Origin of the sequence: Xenorhabdus mauleonii (assembly GCF_900113945.1) — a bacterium.
Taxonomy (GTDB): domain Bacteria; phylum Pseudomonadota; class Gammaproteobacteria; order Enterobacterales; family Enterobacteriaceae; genus Xenorhabdus; species Xenorhabdus mauleonii.
The window spans coordinates 51097-67216 of the sequence record NZ_FORG01000002.1 but is presented as its reverse complement, the minus strand read 5'-3'; the positions used below and the strand labels follow the sequence as shown (position 1 = coordinate 67216).

16 protein-coding genes and 1 pseudogene are annotated in these 16120 nt (G+C 41.6%); 9 read left to right on the top strand and 8 right to left on the bottom strand.

What is annotated here, in order from left to right:
• Positions 1-3: 3 nt before the first annotated feature.
• Complete coding sequence (nuoN, locus tag BM100_RS01975) at positions 4-1461, top strand: NADH-quinone oxidoreductase subunit NuoN (protein ID WP_092507439.1); 1458 nt, start codon at positions 4-6, stop codon at positions 1459-1461.
• A gap of 95 nt (positions 1462-1556) precedes the next feature.
• Here nuoN and BM100_RS01970 read toward each other — a convergent pair whose 3' ends face one another.
• The 4 genes and pseudogenes from BM100_RS01970 to BM100_RS01960 form a co-directional block, all read right to left on the bottom strand.
• Complete coding sequence (locus BM100_RS01970; protein WP_092507437.1) at positions 1557-1952, bottom strand: GNAT family N-acetyltransferase; 396 nt, start codon at positions 1950-1952, stop codon at positions 1557-1559.
• Positions 1953-2126: 174 nt separating this feature from the next.
• A pseudogene (locus BM100_RS23500) lies at positions 2127-2561 on the bottom strand (rhomboid family intramembrane serine protease); the annotation flags it as partial.
• 15 nt (positions 2562-2576) lie between these two features.
• Positions 2577-2741: a hypothetical protein gene (locus tag BM100_RS23495; RefSeq protein ID WP_244590543.1), complete on the bottom strand. Its 165-nt coding sequence runs from the start codon at positions 2739-2741 to the stop codon at positions 2577-2579.
• Between the two features lie 207 nt (positions 2742-2948).
• A complete protein-coding gene (locus BM100_RS01960) occupies positions 2949-4127 on the bottom strand; it encodes a Bcr/CflA family efflux MFS transporter (protein WP_092507435.1) in 1179 nt (392 codons plus the stop codon).
• A gap of 267 nt (positions 4128-4394) precedes the next feature.
• Here BM100_RS01960 and BM100_RS01955 point away from each other — a divergent pair, with 267 nt between their 5' ends.
• The 6 genes from BM100_RS01955 (at position 4395) to BM100_RS01930 (ending at position 9991) form a co-directional block, all read left to right on the top strand.
• Positions 4395-4796 carry a DUF1801 domain-containing protein gene (locus BM100_RS01955; protein ID WP_092507433.1) on the top strand — a complete coding sequence of 134 codons (402 nt, stop codon included), beginning with the start codon at positions 4395-4397 and terminating at the stop codon, positions 4794-4796.
• Positions 4797-5023: 227 nt separating this feature from the next.
• The gene (betT, locus tag BM100_RS01950; RefSeq protein WP_092507431.1) at positions 5024-7018 is read left to right on the top strand and encodes a choline BCCT transporter BetT; all 1995 of its coding nucleotides are present in this window, start codon (positions 5024-5026) and stop codon (positions 7016-7018) included.
• Positions 7019-7369: 351 nt separating this feature from the next.
• Positions 7370-7813: a PTS sugar transporter subunit IIA gene (locus BM100_RS01945; RefSeq protein WP_092507429.1), complete on the top strand. Its 444-nt coding sequence runs from the start codon at positions 7370-7372 to the stop codon at positions 7811-7813.
• Positions 7814-7842: 29 nt separating this feature from the next.
• Positions 7843-8130 carry a PTS sugar transporter subunit IIB gene (locus BM100_RS01940; RefSeq protein WP_092507427.1) on the top strand — a complete coding sequence of 96 codons (288 nt, stop codon included), beginning with the start codon at positions 7843-7845 and terminating at the stop codon, positions 8128-8130.
• Between the two features lie 40 nt (positions 8131-8170).
• Entirely contained in the window at positions 8171-9427 is a 1257-nt protein-coding gene (locus tag BM100_RS01935; protein ID WP_092507425.1) for a PTS ascorbate transporter subunit IIC, read from the top strand.
• A 288-nt stretch (positions 9428-9715) separates the two neighbouring features.
• The gene (locus tag BM100_RS01930) at positions 9716-9991 is read left to right on the top strand and encodes a PAAR domain-containing protein (protein ID WP_092507423.1); all 276 of its coding nucleotides are present in this window, start codon (positions 9716-9718) and stop codon (positions 9989-9991) included.
• A 181-nt stretch (positions 9992-10172) separates the two neighbouring features.
• Here BM100_RS01930 and BM100_RS01925 read toward each other — a convergent pair whose 3' ends face one another.
• Entirely contained in the window at positions 10173-10793 is a 621-nt protein-coding gene (locus BM100_RS01925) for a hypothetical protein (protein WP_092507421.1), read from the bottom strand.
• A gap of 141 nt (positions 10794-10934) precedes the next feature.
• Between BM100_RS01925 and BM100_RS01920 the strand changes: the two genes are divergently transcribed.
• Entirely contained in the window at positions 10935-12188 is a 1254-nt protein-coding gene (locus tag BM100_RS01920) for a Tm-1-like ATP-binding domain-containing protein (RefSeq protein WP_092507419.1), read from the top strand.
• Positions 12163-12993: a phosphoenolpyruvate hydrolase family protein gene (locus tag BM100_RS01915; RefSeq protein ID WP_092507417.1), complete on the top strand. Its 831-nt coding sequence runs from the start codon at positions 12163-12165 to the stop codon at positions 12991-12993. Before BM100_RS01920 ends, BM100_RS01915 begins: the two co-directional genes overlap by 26 nt.
• Before the next feature lie 88 nt (positions 12994-13081).
• Here the strand turns inward: BM100_RS01915 and BM100_RS01910 are convergent, their stop codons facing one another.
• The 3 genes from BM100_RS01910 to dgcN form a co-directional block, all read right to left on the bottom strand.
• The gene (locus BM100_RS01910) at positions 13082-13819 is read right to left on the bottom strand and encodes a cyclic diguanylate phosphodiesterase (protein ID WP_244590542.1); all 738 of its coding nucleotides are present in this window, start codon (positions 13817-13819) and stop codon (positions 13082-13084) included.
• Between the two features lie 556 nt (positions 13820-14375).
• Positions 14376-14861, bottom strand: coding sequence for an outer membrane lipoprotein YfiB (yfiB, locus tag BM100_RS01905; protein ID WP_092507413.1), 486 nt, complete (start codon positions 14859-14861; stop codon positions 14376-14378).
• Entirely contained in the window at positions 14858-16120 is a 1263-nt protein-coding gene (dgcN, locus tag BM100_RS01900; RefSeq protein WP_092507411.1) for a diguanylate cyclase DgcN/YfiN, read from the bottom strand. Before dgcN ends, yfiB begins: the two co-directional genes overlap by 4 nt.

Here is a 16120-nt window from a genome sequence, read left to right as displayed (position 1 = left end):
GCCATGACAATAACTTCTGAACAATTGATCGCACTGTTGCCACTATTGATCGTCGGATTGACGGTGGTGGTTGTGATGCTGTCCATTGCGTGGCGACGCGATCATTTCACCAATGTCACCCTGACGGTCATCGGGCTTAATCTGGCTCTTCTTTCCCTCTATTTTGTCGGGCAACAAGAGCCAATGGATGTTACTCCATTGCTCCATGTCGATCGCTTTGCCATGTTCTATACCGCCCTTGTGCTGATTGCGAGCCTTGCGACGACGACATTTGCCTATTCATGGTTGGAGAATTATCCCGACAACAAAGAAGAGTTTTATCTTCTGGTGCTGATCGCGGCAGTTGGGGGGATCTTGCTCTCTTCTGCCAATCATATGGCATCACTGTTTGTTGGGATTGAATTGCTGACACTGCCGTTATTTGGTTTGGTGGGTTACGCCTATCGCCAGAGACGTTCACTGGAAGCCAGCATCAAATACATGTTGTTATCCGCTGCGGCGTCTTCATTCCTGTTATTTGGTATTGCGCTGCTGTATGCAGAATCCGGCAGTTTGTCCTTTGTTGCATTGGGTAAAAGCCTGAGTGACAGCAAACTGTATGAACCGTTGGTCTTGGCGGGATTAGGCATGATGTTGGTGGGGTTGGGCTTCAAACTTTCCCTTGTGCCTTTCCAATTGTGGACTCCGGATGTTTATCAAGGCGCACCGGCACCAGTATCAACGTTTCTTGCGACGGCAAGTAAAGTCGGGATTTTCGCAGTGGTTATGCGTTTATTTGTTGCCGCGCCTGTCACTGATAGCGAAACGTTGCGTATTGTGCTGACTGTGATAGCCATTGCCTCCATCCTGTTTGGTAACTTGCTGGCATTGACCCAAACTAATATCAAGCGCCTGCTGGGTTATTCATCCATTTCCCATTTCGGATATTTGCTGGTGGTTTTGGTTGCCATCAAAGATCACGCACTGGCGGAAGAGACTGCGGGCATCTATTTGGTTGGCTACCTGCTTGCCAGCATCGGTGCATTTGGTGTCGTCAGCCTGATGTCCAGCCCATACAGAGGGCCGGATGCGGACTCCCTGTTCTCATACCGTGGTTTGTTCTGGCATAAACCGATTCTGTCAGCCGTCATGACTATCATGATGCTGTCTCTGGCGGGTATACCATTAACCTTCGGCTTTATCGGTAAATTCTACGTTATCGCTACGGGTGTTGAAGCTCACTTGTGGTGGCTGACTGGCGCGGTCGTGCTGGGCAGTGCCATTGGTCTTTATTACTACCTGCGTGTTATGGTGAGCCTGTACTTACCAGCACCAAAAGCGCTGAACCGCGATACGCCACATAACTGGGCATTTACCGCCGGCGGGATTGTCGTGTTGCTCACTGGCTTGTTGGTCTTGATTCTAGGCGTTTGGCCACAACCTTTGATTGAGATTGTTCAGCAGACGAAGAGTGTTTTGTAAGGCAATAAATTAACTAAACTATGTTAAAACCCCGGTCGGCAATGGCTGGGGTTTTTTATTAGAAAAAGCATGGCCATTCTCCATTTAATGGGGGGTTAAAAGAATAAACAAGAAAGTCCTGATGTAAAAAAATTATTTTTCAAAGAAAACTTTGACATACTTATTATCCTCAACACCGTCAAATTGCCATCCGTTTTTTTTAAAAAAGATCGGGCTTTTTTATTTTCAACAGCCACAATGGCTTTCCAAATATTGGATTTTTCATATTCTTTAAAATTCATCAAATAATTAAGAATTTTAGTTCCATAACCACGTTTATGAAAAATGGGGTTAACTGCAAATTCCATTACGGTATAGTAATTATATTCAGTATTTGGCAAAAAAATTCCAACTACACCAATAAGCGCATTTTCATCATAAAAGACCAATTGTGATACTTCAGGGGAATTTAAAGTATAATCTAACCATTCATTATCTATATCACCTAACACCTTGAAATACTTTCATCACTAAATCACGTATAATACTCTGAATATTCATTTTCAGTAAACTTACTTGCTTTAATTGCCATGGTATTATCTTCTTTTGCTAATTGTTTTAACGGTAATAATGCCATTGTTTAAATTTTATGCTGTTTATTTTGATGACAAATAAAAATATCATTCTTAAATGATAATGTTATCAAAATAAGATTTATTCTTTCGATAGAAAAACAAACTCATTGTAAGCCCAATACATATAGCAAGCACATGACCAGGCTTAGGATAGTGGGCATAAATTAAGTCTAATGCCATTGCTGGCAGTATGGAAAAAATAACCGCAAATTTTAAGATGCCAGATGTGTGCTCTTTGACAAAAACCAGTAACAATGCAAAGGAAGATACGCCCAAAACAGCTTGTGATGCACCTGTGCCAAGATTCCAAGGCGGACTGACAAGGTTAGTGCTATAAAGGGTTCCCAACGCGCCAGAAGTAAACCATAAGGCTAATAGAAATTTAGATCCGAGATGTTTCTCTAATAAGATTCCCAATATGGAAAATGATAATACATTGTAAACCATATGCAGTTGTTTAACGTGTATAAATTGAGAAGCAAGAAGCCGCCAATATTCAAATTAATATAATTTATCAGGTGTTAACCCTCCATATTTTTCCAAGTCTAAAATATTTATTTTCCCGATAAAACTACCTGTTAATGAATATGAAACAAATGTGGAGTAAATAATGGTCGCCAATACGATGAATATTGTTGTTATAGGCATTTTTTCATATTTCAACATTAGCTATTTCCTTGGTGATGATTACATAAATTTATAAATTACTTTAGATAAGGGGGGCAATATTATTTTTTTATCATAAATTTTATTTGATTCTATGCTACGTATAACATTATTACAATTTAAGAATTATTCATATTAAACTGAACTATCACATAGCCATTAAAAATTTCGCAAGCCTGTGCCGAGATCCCCGAGAGCGCTTTTCTGTTAGGCTTTTTTGGGCATCCTGTATTGGATAAAAGCGATTAAGGCAACACAAATCAGGGCGAGGATAAAAAGTCCCCACATTAAACCTACCGCCGTTGTTGTGCGCCCACTGGTGAAAAAACCTAACACAATGGCTGCTCCGGCCATTTTTAGCGATCCTTGTAAGGCACTGCCTGTTCCGGAGAGTTCAGGATGTCTATGCAAACTGATCCCAAGTAATAATGGAGCTGAAAGCCCGCATCCCAGTCCCACCGTGAAACTATAAATAATGATAAGAATTATTGATAATGCCTGAATGAAATAAACTGAAATAAGTGCGATGGCAGTAAAGGAAAGCAATAAGGGGAGGGAAGTTTTAAGAATCTTTTCAGGGCAGGCGTGTGACAACCATTTTTTTGTCAGCAATGAACCTACGACAATTCCGGCAGAATAGACCATAAACAAGTATCCATTCTGTGCAGAGGATAAACCAAATTGCGCCTGAAAAATGAAAGGGCTGGCTGTAAAATAGCCAATTGTCATGGCAAATAAAACAGCTGATACGACACTGTATACAACAAAGTTTGTATCAGATAACAAAATACGAAACCCCGTTATTCTTCCTCTGCCCGTCGGTTTCATCGGGGATGTTTCCGGCAAGGTCAACTTCACAAAGAGTGTGCCAGCCAGCATCATGATGGCAAGAGCGATAAAATTAAACTTCCACGGTAGATATTGTGTGATATATCCACCAATAACCGGAGCAAAAGCTGGTGAAATCTGTGAAGCCATTGAGAACACCGCCAGAGATTTAGATAGTTCGGCCTTATCACGGAAGGTATCACTGAGTATAGCTCTGCTGATAACAGGGCATCCGCCAGCACCTATACCGGTTAAAAGCCGGAATAACGATAAAGTGTGAAACGAATTCGCCATAGAAGTCAGATAATTGCCAATGGCAGCAAACAATAAGGAAAACAAAATAACGGGAACACGTCCGTACTTATCGGAAAGCGGGCCATAAAAAAGTTGGGATGCGGCAAAACCAAAGAGATAATAAACGACAAGGCTTTGTGCCTGACTATCAGTGATACCCAGTGTGGATTTTATGGCAGGTAGCGCCGGATTATAGAGGTCGATGGAAAACAGCCCCAATACCAGAATAACGCATGAATTAATGATGATTGATTTTGATTTCATGCAATTCACTCCTTAACGGGCTTTTTCATGCATAATTTCGACAACCCGCCTCTGCAATTATACTCCTTTGCCTTGTAAATATTGTTTGAACATATGTGGCAATAATATCTGCTTGTGGCATGATTGATAATTCGTCTATTTCTGTTTAGTAAGTAAAATAAATTAGTGAGTACTATAAAAATCGAGTATGAGGTAAATTTATGTTACTGATCCAAGATGAGTATTGTGTGAGATAACCACAACAACCAATTGACAGGTAAGCATCTTATGAAAGCATTTCAAAATAATGAAGTTCACGCGATATTTAATCATTATCCTGAACAACATCAAAAGTCATTATTGGCGATAAGAGAGCTGATATTCGATGTGGCATCAAAAACAGAAGGGGTCGGCTTAATTACTGAAACTTTAAAATGGGGGCAACCCAGCTACCTTACTCTTGAAACTCGATCGGGAACAACAATCCGGTTGGATCGTTTCGACAATTCGCATGTAGCTCTCTTTTTTCATTGCCAAACCACATTGGTTGATACGTTCAGAACGCTTTTTCCGGAACTGACTTATTCAAAAAATCGGGCAATAGTACTAGATCCAGAAGTTGATTTACCTGTAGATGAATTGAAAATGTGCATTGAAATGTCATTGACCTATAAGTTGAAGAAGAGATAAGGGCTTCGCTTCTTCCACAGCCACTCAATATACCCCTCTCTAAGTACAGTTGCTGTCATTTTTATGTTAAGGTGCCTTGATACAGCCTGAGTGAATTATAATCACAATGGGGCTGTTAGGCGTATAACTATTTGTTTAGGTTATATTTATTTTATTGGCATCTCTGCAAAAATTGCTTATTGGAGTAAACAGGAGATAGTGTCGAACACTAATTTTGAAGGATAATTATGAGTCAAGATAATACTGGTCAGGTAAAGACTAAAACTTCCATTAACCCACCAGTTTTTTTCTTCTCGGCGTTTTTAGTCATTGCACTGGTGACATTCGCTGGTTTGAAACCCGAACTTGCCGATCGATGGTTTAAGGCTTTGCAGCAGGACATTTTTCTTAATGCCAGTTGGTTTTATATTCTTTCTGTCGCTTTGATTTTACTTTCGGTTACCTATCTGGGCTTGTCTAGATACGGCAATATAAAACTGGGCCCCGACCATGCTGAACCAGATTTCAGTTATTTTTCCTGGTTTGCCATGCTCTTTTCTGCGGGTATGGGGATTGGGCTTATGTTTTTTGGCGTGGCTGAACCAGTCATGCATTACCTCTCTCCTCCGGTGGGAACACCCGAAAGTATCGAAGCCGCAAAACAAGCGATGAAACTGACTTTCTTCCATTGGGGGCTTCATGCTTGGGCAATTTATGCCATTGTAGCGCTGATTCTGGCATTTTTTAGTTATCGACACGGCTTGCCTTTAACACTGCGCTCAGCGCTGTATCCGATTATTGGCGATAAAATTTATGGGCCGATTGGTCATGCCGTGGATATTTTTGCTGTCATTGGCACAGTATTTGGTGTCGCTACCTCGTTGGGCTATGGTGTTCTTCAGGTCAATGCGGGGCTTAACCACCTGTTTGATTTACCCATCAATGGAACCGTGCAGGTTGTATTGATTGTTATTATTACCGCATTAGCGACTCTCTCTGTTGTTTCCGGTCTGGATAAAGGCATTCGCATTCTGTCCGAATTGAATTTGGGCTTGGCAGTTTTATTGTTGGTTTTGGTCGTGGCATTGGGGCCGACTGTATTGTTGTTGAAATCCTTTGTGGAGAACACCGGCGGTTACTTGTCGGAAATTGTCAGCAAAACCTTTAACTTGTATGCCTATGAACCCAAATCCAGTAACTGGTTGGGGGGATGGACGCTGTTGTACTGGGGATGGTGGTTATCGTGGTCCCCATTCGTTGGCATGTTTATCGCACGGGTTTCCCGTGGCCGGACTATCAGGGAATTTGTTACAGGTGTCCTGTTCGTTCCCAGCGGTTTTACCCTGATGTGGATGACTGCTTTTGGCAACAGCGCGATTGATCTGATTTCCAATAAAGGAGCAAAAGGATTAGCCCAAGTCGTACAATCAGATGTCTCTCTGGCGCTGTTTAACTTTTTGGAGTATTTCCCGTTCCCTACCGTGCTTTCATTTATTGCGATGGCAATGGTTGTAATGTTCTTTGTAACTTCAGCGGATTCCGGTGCTATGGTCGTGGATACGCTGGCATCCGGCGGTGCGAAACATACACCTGTCTGGCAGCGGATCTTCTGGGCCGGGTTGATGGGCGTTGTCGCCATTGCACTGCTAATGGCGGGTGGCCTGTCTGCCTTGCAAACAGTCACGATTGCCAGTGCATTGCCGTTCTCAGTCATCTTGCTGATTTCGATTTATGGCTTGCTTAAAGCATTGCGGGTTGATGCATACAAAAAAGATAGCCAGCAAATGACCACGATAGCACCTCCCGCCAGTCGTAACCCGATCCCGTGGCAGCGAAGATTAAGAAATATCGTCTACTATCCTAAACGCTCGCAGGTGAAACGCTTTATGAGCGAAATCATCCAGCAAGCAATGGGGCTGGTTGCGGAAGAGCTGGAGAAGCAAAATAAAAGCGTTGTGATTAATGATGAAATGGATGATCGCATCCATTTTGAAGTCGACTTTGGCGATAATCTCAACTTTGTATATGAAGTTCGTTTGAGAAGTTACATTCAACCCGCCTTCGCCATTGCGGGTCTGGAGAGTGATGAAAAAAGCGAGGAACAAAAATATTATCGTGCGGAAGTTTATCTTAAAGAAGGTGGGCAAGATTACGATCTAATGGGATGGACGCAGGAGCAGATCATCCATGATATTTTGGATCAATATGAAAAGCACATTCACTTTTTGCATTTGGTTCGTTAGTCAATTGTTCGCTAGTAAATTGCCTGTCAATAAAGGGGTTGTTACTGCATGGGATGTTAAACAATACCCATAAACAGCAATCCATAAGCAACAACCCATCAGCAATGGGTACATTAAAACGGAAAAAATCCCCAGACTCGCTCTCTGGGGATTTTTTTACCGTATCGCTTATCCCGTAAGGTGTCATTTATCCCATATAGTGTGACTTATCCCAAATTATTGTGTTTTTAATCTTTTTCCGTCGGTGGGTTTTGCTTGTAGTGACTATTCTTTTATTCACTGTCCTATTTCTCTTTTATTCACTGTCCTATTTCTCTTTTATTCATGGCTTTATTTCATCGGAGGAATTTCATGCTAAAAACTTTACTGACTTATGACGTTATCCAATGGGTTCCCCAAGCGAAAGATTGGCGTGAAGCTATAGCAATAGCATGTCAGCCTCTGATTGATAATGGTGCAATTGAACCGCGCTATGTTGAGGCGATTAATGATTCCCATGAAGAAATAGGCCCTTATTACGTGATAGGCCCAGGAATAGCGATACCTCATGCCAGACCAGAGCAGGGTGTCAATCGTCTTGCGTTGAGCTTAACGGTATTTCATCAGGGAGTAACCTTTGGCTCGGAAGGCAATGATCCGGTCAAATTGTTAATTGTATTCGCGACGACAAGCAATGATAGCCATATTGAAGTCATTGCTGAGTTGGCGAGGCTCTTTGATGAGCAAAAGGAAATAGATCAATTAATGCATTCTGCCAGTAAAGATGAGATTTTTTCTATCGTACAAGGCTATTAACCCTTATTTCATTAAAACAGGAAGACGTTATGAAAATTACGGTCGTTTGCGGCAATGGCTTGGGTACAAGTTTGATCATGGAAATGAGTATTAAAAATATTCTGAAAGAGTTAGGTGTGGAGGCTGATGTTGATCATATTGATTTGGGATCTGCCAAAGGCACCACGAGCGATATTTTTGTTGGAACAAAAGATATTGTTGAGCAACTGATAAAACAGGATGTAAATGGGAAAATCATTGCATTGGAAAATATGTTGGATAAAACAGCAATGAAAGCTCGCTTGTCTGCGGCATTGATTGAAGTGGGTGACTTGTAGTTAATGACCTATGGTAAATAAATTGTAATTGGAGATAGGCATGGGTTTCTTTCGCTTCCTGATCAATGACGTATTGTCAGAGCCGGCTATTCTGGTTGGGTTAATTGCCTTGCTTGGATTAATTTTACAGAAAAAATCTATAACGGAATGTATCACCGGAACAGTCAAAACCATTCTGGGATTTATTATTTTAGGCGCGGGGGCGGGGTTAATCATTAATTCATTGGGCGAGTTCTCCGCTATTTTCCAGCATGCCTTTGGCATTAAGGGCATAGTCCCAAATAATGAAGCGATTGTTTCCATCGCGCAGAAAAGCTTTGGCAAGGAAATGGCGCTTATCATGTTTTTCGCGATGATTATTAATATACTCATTGCTCGCTTCACACCGTGGAAGTTTATTTTCCTGACCGGGCACCATACGTTATTTATGTCGATGCTGGTGGCGGTCATTCTCTCAGTGGCAGGAATGAGTGGTTTTGTTCTCGTTGCCATTGGGGCGTTTGTGGTTGGGGTTTCGATGGTATTTTTCCCTGCCATCGCCCATCCCTACATGAAAAAAATCACGGGTTCTGATGATGTCGCATTAGGGCACTTTTCAACCCTTTCTTATGTGCTGTCGGGCTTTATTGGCGATAAATTTGGGAATAAATCACATTCCACGGAAGAGGTGAATGTACCGAAAAGTTTATTGTTCCTACGGGATACACCTGTTGCCATTTCTTTTACCATGGCAATTATTTTTGTCATCACTTGCCTGTTTGCAGGTAACGACGTTGTGCTGCAAATCAGTGGTGGAAAAAATATCGTTATGTTCTCCCTGATGCAATCCATTACTTTTGCGGCAGGTGTTTATATTATTCTGCAAGGGATCAGAATGGTTATTGCCGAAATTGTGCCTGCGTTTAAGGGGATATCTGACAAGTTAGTCCCGAATGCCAAACCTGCACTGGATTGCCCGGTTGTATTTCCTTATGCGCCCAACGCGGTTCTCATTGGTTTTTTGAGTAGTTTTGCCGCTGGCATTATCGGTATGTTTATTCTCTACTTGCTGAATATGGCGGTCATTATTCCCGGTGTAGTTCCCCACTTTTTTGTTGGTGCCACTGCGGGAGTTTTTGGCAATGCAATGGGAGGAAAAAGAGGTGCAATATTGGGGGCTTTTGCTCAAGGCATGTTGATCACTTTTGTGCCTGCATTGTTATTACCTGTTTTGGGAAATATAGGTATAGCCAATACCACATTCAGCGATGCTGATTTTGGCGTAGTAGGAATTTTATTGGGGATCTTGGTGCGTTAAAGGGGGGAAATCAATTCCGTTTTCAATCGTGATGTCTTCTATTTATTCGATGAGCCCAAATAGTCGGAATATTGTTCTGTATTCTTTTCATTAAAAGTCATGGCATTGGTTGATGCTTTTAATACAAAACATGTACAATAAATGCACTGAAAGTGGGATTTGTCATTCTCTTGCCGCTTTGATGCAATTTAAAATTCATCGGGCATCGAAGTTGAATGAAAAATTGAATGGGAACGAAAACGCTTGTACCACTGTAAATTAAATTGGCTTTAAAAAGAGAGGAATCAAATGGCAAAAGGAAATTTTCTGACAGTTGGCGATAAAACCACATGTGGCGGTGCAATTCTAACAGGAACCGACAATATTAAATTTTACGGAAAACAAGCGGCAATTGAAGGTTCTAGTGTGACTTGTGGTAAACATTCAGGAAATTATGCCATTGTAGGGGGTGTCGGCTCTTTCTTAGATAAAGGAACAAAGTTAGCCGGTACTTTGGATAGCCATACTACATGCCCTTGTAATTCTGCTCTTATCCATTCAATTCCTGATTCTTATCAAAAATAGACCGATTTTATTATGAGATAAGAACTTGCTTTAACGTCAGGTAAGCTGGTTTTTGTGGCGGATTAAATGGATTTTCTGACTTGTAACTGGATTTTTTTCGCTCGATTCCAGCCCTTGATGTAACAAGGGCTGTTCCATTCAGTTTATCGCCTTCATATTAAAGTTAAGGGCGGACTTTTCATTATTCTGAGCTCTCATTCATAGCCTGACGAATGAGCAATTTTGCTGCCCAGCTTGTTAAATCGGCGATTTCATCGTTTTCTAAGCCAAAAGTATCTTTTAAAACAACCATAGCTTCGGTGCCATATAAAACAGAGATAAGCATAATAATCTTATGTATTGTTTCATCTTTAAGCTGCCCTTTTAAGGGTGACAAAGCAGTGGAGATTGTCTCTCTGCGGTTGCTTTTCTTGGAAAATACAGGTTTTTTGTTGTTTCCCTCTCCAGATGGAGATTCTTGCCAACGTAACTGAGATATACGAAGGGCATCTCTCATCAATGCTTCATTGGCATCGATTTCGCCGTAACCCCATGTCAATAATCTTTCAATGTTTTCCTCAGCATTATTTCCCATGGGCGGAATGACGAATGAGCCAATTACTTGTTTTACAAGGTATTCTATGAATTCACTATGAATGGGAAAATATTTTCTCAACGTTATTTTTGCATATTCAGCTTCACTGGCAATCTCTTCGGGAGAGGGAAATCTTTTCTCTCGATACAACTTCAAAGCCGAGTTTGTCATACGTTCTAAAGTACGGCGTCGAACGGGTGACAGGTTTTTCTCATCATATTGGGTCATTCAAATACCTTAAATTTTTTAACTAGATATCATTTGCGATAAAAAATATCTTCAATGATAAAAAATATCTTGCATGAAGTAAAATATTAGCATAGCTTCATGTTTGGTTTTTGAATGGTCAGGCCACATGGAGTTTGCGATATGACACAATTTGTGTTCGTCATCGGGACGGCAGACACAAAACTGGATGAGTTAATCTGGTTGAAATCTTGTTTACGCCTTGCAGAAGTTGATTCAATTATCATAGATGTATCTACATCAACTCCACCGGACGATAAACAGAATGAAAAAATAGATATTAGTCCACTGCAAGTGGCTGAATATCATCCTGTTGGAGCGGATGCTGTTTTTTGCGGAGTGCGGGGTAACGCGATAAGCGAGATGTCTATCGCACTTACTAATTTTTTGAATAGTTCAATTGATGATATTGCGGGAGTGATTGGCATAGGAGGTTCCGGTGGTACTGCATTGATAACCCCGGCTATGCAAAATCTCCCGATTGGTTTACCTAAAATGATGGTATCAACTATGGCATCAGGAAATGTCGCAGCCTACGTTGGGGCCAGTGATATCACGATGCTTTATACGGTAACCGATCTTAACGGACTAAACAGTGTTTCTCGGCCAATACTGACAAATGCAGCAAACATGATTGCTGGGGCAATCAATTATTCTATTCCGTTGACCAGCACCAATAGACCCGCTCTGGGGTTGACGATGTTTGGTGTAACCACTCCGTGTATTAATCAGCTTGCAGCTGAATTAAACACCCAGCACGATTGTCTGGCTTTCCATGCCACTGGCAATGGTGGAACAAGTATGGAGAAATTGGTTAAGGACGGTGAGCTGTCGTGTGTTTTGGATATCACATTAACCGAAATTGCCGATATGTTATTTGGCGGTGTCTTGGGGTGTCCCGACGCGCGTTTAGATATCATTGCAGAAAAAGGTATTCCGTGGATCGGCAGTACCGGTGCTTTGGACATGGTTAACTTCGGTTCAAAGGACACAATCCCAGAACGCTACAGCGATAGACTGTTTGTTGAGCATAATTCTCAGGTAACTTTAATGAGAACCACACCTGAAGAAAACTATCAGCTTGGTGTCTGGATCGGAAATAAACTTAATAAATGTAATGGGCCGGTTCGGTTCATTATTCCTGAAGGTGGCTTCTCGGCGCTCGATTGCCCTGAACAGCCTTTTTATTTACCTGCATCAACGCAGGCATTTTGTGATGGATTGGAAAAAACAATAAAGCAAACTGGATTGCGAAAAGTTATAAAAACACCTTTTCATATAAACTCACCACAATTTTGTTCTCTTGTAATTCAGCACTTCAGAGAAATTATGCAACACCAGGGAATTCCTTATGAAGAAGTATCATCATCTGATTAAAACAATAAAACAAAAGGTCGAACGTAACGAACCTATTATTGGAGCCGGTGCTGGCACTGGACTCTCGGCTCGTTGCGAAGAGGCTGGAGGGGCAGATCTCATTGTCATATATAATTCTGGACGTTTCAGAATGGCGGGCAGGGGATCATTGGCCGGGTTAATGCCATACGGCAATGCGAACGATATTGTTAAAGATATGGGTAATGAAGTACTGCCAGTTGTTAAAGAAACACCCGTGTTGGCTGGTGTTTGTGGTACTGATCCATTCTGCAATATACCCCGTTTCTTGGATGAGCTGAAAGCTCAAGGTTTTGCCGGTATCCAGAACTTTCCAACTGTGGGACTAATTGATGGAAAATTCAGACAAAACCTAGAAGAAACAGGCATGGGTTATGCTCAGGAAGTGGAGTTGATCCGCTTGGCACATGAGAAGGAGATGCTGACTACTCCTTATGTTTTCAGTGTAGAAGATGCTGAAGCGATGACACAAGCAGGTGCTGATATTATCGTTGTTCATCTTGGCTTGACTACTGGCGGCGATATTGGCGCCAATACCTCGCATGATTTGGCGTCTTGTATACCAATCATTAATGCTTGTGCTTCGGCGGCTAAGGCTATCCGTGATGACATAATTGTTTTGTGTCATGGGGGGCCAATTTCGGAACCGAAAGATGCCGCCTATATTTTGGCTCACTGTCCCGATTGTCACGGGTTCTATGGCGCCAGTTCGATGGAACGTCTGCCAACAGAGAGAGCTATTAAACAGACTATCCAGAAATTTAAAGCAATAAATCGGGGTCAATAAAAATTGTATGTGATGTGATAATCTTGCAAGGACGCATTTATCACATCTATTTCTCATTACGTCTATTTCTAATGACATCTATTTCTCGTTACAGCCATTTTTTTACAAATTCATCCAATGGCAATGGGTGATCAAAGTAATATCCTTGCAGGTAATTGACAGAATAGTGCTTTAACTGATTAGCCTGTTTTTGGCTTTCAATGCCTTCTGCCACAATATCCAGATTGAGCCGCAGGGCAAGATCAATGATATTTTCGACAATGTGCTTTGAAGTCAAATCGGTATTCATTTTGCTAACAAAATTATGTCCGATCTTTACCACATTGACGTTAAATTTTTGTAAATAATTATAGTTGGAATAACCTGAACCGAAATCATCCAGAGCAATCAAGACACCTAATTCATCCAATTTGTTGAATAAATTAATGGTATGTTCATTTGGTTCCAGTAATTCCCGTTCAGTGATTTCCAGAATCAGCTTCACTGTATCTTCTGGAAATGATTTCAGGAAACGTTGGCAATCATCCACCAAATGGACGTCTTTATAATGCCTCGCACTGATATTGAAATTAAAATTGAAATGCTTGGGTAATCGATGGGCTATCGGTGCAAAGTAATCTTGCACTTGAGTTATCAGATTATGGGTTAAAGGAATAATGAGATCTGATTTTTCGATCTGCGCGATAAATTTATTGGGTGCCAATAATCCGCGTATGGGATTCTGCCAGCGAACAAGGATCTCGCATCCAGTTATTTGATTGTTTTCACTGCAAATGATTGGCTGTATGTAAGGGATGAATTGCTGATTTTCAATTGCTTTTCTCAAACGGAATTCAGGCAGGATAGTGGATTTTGTGTACTTATACAGAAATATTGTAGATAAAAGAGTAAACACAGAAAGTAAAATAAAGATACTCTCCGATTCCACATTTGGTTGGATATTACCCCGATTATTGGAAAATAATCTCCAGAATATAAAACCTATGCTGATAGTGATGGTAATGAATAACATCACGAATATCCGATATAGAGATCGGGATGATTTCAGATCCAGCCCCATCATTTCTCCTTTTTGATAAAGCTCATAATTCAACAGTAGACTTGTTATTCAAATACGCAAACTTTCATTAACCCATCGGTTACAAAACTTCATACAGCTACAAATAATCAGGTTTTCTTCTTTGGGAAACAGTATCAGAGTTTCGGCTATGTTACAGGAAGAAATAAGGGACAGGAAACAGCTAGATGTTCATAGGGCAAACTCTGAATAAAAACACGGTGATTGGCGGGGAGTTCTAAAATAAGCAGTATATCCTCGCCTTCCTTGGCAAAGATGAGCAATGATTGCGGGATTTTTTCACTGTATTGTCATTACTTATGGCTTATGGCGCAGTAATGACAATGGCAACCCGGCGGTTCTCTGCCCGGCCTTTTGAACTGCGGTTATCAGCAATTGGCTGGCTTGGCCCCAATCCTCGGGTGCTCAGGTTATTGCGTTGCATTCCACCCCGAGTCAAGGCATCTGCAACGGTATTGGCACGCTTAAGGGAGAGTTGATCGTTGTAACTCACTTCACCATAGTTATCAGTATGACCATCCAGGCGGGCGTGGTTAATGCCGACTTTGGTTAAAACATTTGCCAGCTCTTTTAATTTCGCTTCGCCGCTTGGATGCAGGTGGGATTGATTATTACCAAACAGTACCTTTTCTGACATGCCAAATAACCAGCCTTCATCAGTTTGCTGGAATCCTTGTTGTTTGAGCGCAGCGATTTGTGCTGCTGTCAGGGCGCCTTTATTTTGGCAGGCACTGAGAAAAAGAGTGCTGATGAGTGCGAACACAATAATAAAAAAACGATTTTTGCTCATAATGAATTCCTTGATAGGTAATTTAGTTTTGTTGTATTTGCGGAATGCCAGCCGCCACCCCGTTGTTTAATGTGATACATGGCAGCGTCGGCTTCGGACAATAGTTGTTCGGCGGTCAAGTCACCATTGGATAAGGCGATGCCAATGCTCAGGGTGATACGCAGGTGTTGCCCGTTGGGAAGAAGGATGGGGATATCCATGGCATGAATGATATTTTTAGCGACGCGCTCTGCATCTTCCAGATTGGCCGAAGGTAATAAGATGGCGAATTCATCTCCTCCGAGCCGGGCAACTGTGTCTGTTTTCCTGACTCTTCTTTTTAAAGTGGCAGCGATAGTGACCAGAACATGATCTCCGGCGGCATGCCCATAAACGTCATTTACATATTTCAGTCTGTTACCATCAATGAACAATATCGCTGCGCTTTCACGCATAAATTTGTCGTTCATCACGGTAGAAAGGACTCGCTCAAAGGTCGCCCGGTTGGGTAATCCGGTCAGCGAATCATGTTGTGCCTGCCAGGTTAGAACCGCTTTTTCCGTTTGCAGGTGATGTTGCCACTCTTCCAGTTCTTCAAGTAAATGGTTGAAGACTTGGCTCAGTTCATGTAATTCAGCAATATGGGCAGAAGGAACGCGCCGTGAAAATGCACGACGTTGCCGGACGTCATGGGCAACTATAGTAATATTCTGCAACGCTCTGACAATTCCGTCGTGCATACGCAGGGAGAGATAAAGTGAAATTACGGCACTGAACAACAGGCAGATAAATAACACAAATAAAGCCTGATAAATAAATTGGATAATGTGATCACTATTACCGATTAACCAAACGGAGCCTACTTTTTGTTGGTGGTGATAAATGGGTTGGACGAAGGGCTCAGGAAAAAGCCAGTATTCGACTAATCTTTTAAAATTTCCGGTGCGAGTTTCTTGATCCACTTGCCAGCTTGCCAACAGTTGTTGTTTTGCATCAAAAATCTTGGCTTCTGTAAAACCATCATGAACTGCAATCATTTCCAATACTTCTTTGGCTGCGGTCTTGTCCTGAAAAACGACAGCAGCCTGTGCCGTATGGGCTATCGTCTCTGCTATCAGTTTCAGGTTATTTTCCGCGTACTTTTGCATGGCAAGCAATGCCAATGAAGATAAAAATAAACCCACAACAGAAAGTATGGCGAATGTGATAATCAGATGTATCCGGTGAAAAGCCTGACGCAGGGTAGGGCGTGATGGCATCAGTGAATAACGCTTTTTCAT

Coding starts and splice junctions, on each gene's coding strand:
- BM100_RS23495 (WP_244590543.1), bottom strand. CDS start 2,741: ATGTTGAAATATGAAAAAATGCCTATAACAACAATATTCATCGTATTG.
- dgcN (WP_092507411.1), bottom strand. CDS start 16,120: ATGAAAAAGCGTTATTCACTGATGCCATCACGCCCTACCCTGCGTCAG.
- BM100_RS01920 (WP_092507419.1), top strand. CDS start 10,935: ATGACACAATTTGTGTTCGTCATCGGGACGGCAGACACAAAACTGGAT.
- BM100_RS01925 (WP_092507421.1), bottom strand. CDS start 10,793: ATGACCCAATATGATGAGAAAAACCTGTCACCCGTTCGACGCCGTACT.
- BM100_RS01915 (WP_092507417.1), top strand. CDS start 12,163: ATGAAGAAGTATCATCATCTGATTAAAACAATAAAACAAAAGGTCGAA.
- nuoN (WP_092507439.1), top strand. CDS start 4: ATGACAATAACTTCTGAACAATTGATCGCACTGTTGCCACTATTGATC.
- BM100_RS01955 (WP_092507433.1), top strand. CDS start 4,395: ATGAAAGCATTTCAAAATAATGAAGTTCACGCGATATTTAATCATTAT.
- BM100_RS01960 (WP_092507435.1), bottom strand. CDS start 4,127: ATGAAATCAAAATCAATCATCATTAATTCATGCGTTATTCTGGTATTG.
- yfiB (WP_092507413.1), bottom strand. CDS start 14,861: ATGAGCAAAAATCGTTTTTTTATTATTGTGTTCGCACTCATCAGCACT.
- BM100_RS01935 (WP_092507425.1), top strand. CDS start 8,171: ATGGGTTTCTTTCGCTTCCTGATCAATGACGTATTGTCAGAGCCGGCT.
- BM100_RS01930 (WP_092507423.1), top strand. CDS start 9,716: ATGGCAAAAGGAAATTTTCTGACAGTTGGCGATAAAACCACATGTGGC.
- BM100_RS01940 (WP_092507427.1), top strand. CDS start 7,843: ATGAAAATTACGGTCGTTTGCGGCAATGGCTTGGGTACAAGTTTGATC.
- betT (WP_092507431.1), top strand. CDS start 5,024: ATGAGTCAAGATAATACTGGTCAGGTAAAGACTAAAACTTCCATTAAC.
- BM100_RS01945 (WP_092507429.1), top strand. CDS start 7,370: ATGCTAAAAACTTTACTGACTTATGACGTTATCCAATGGGTTCCCCAA.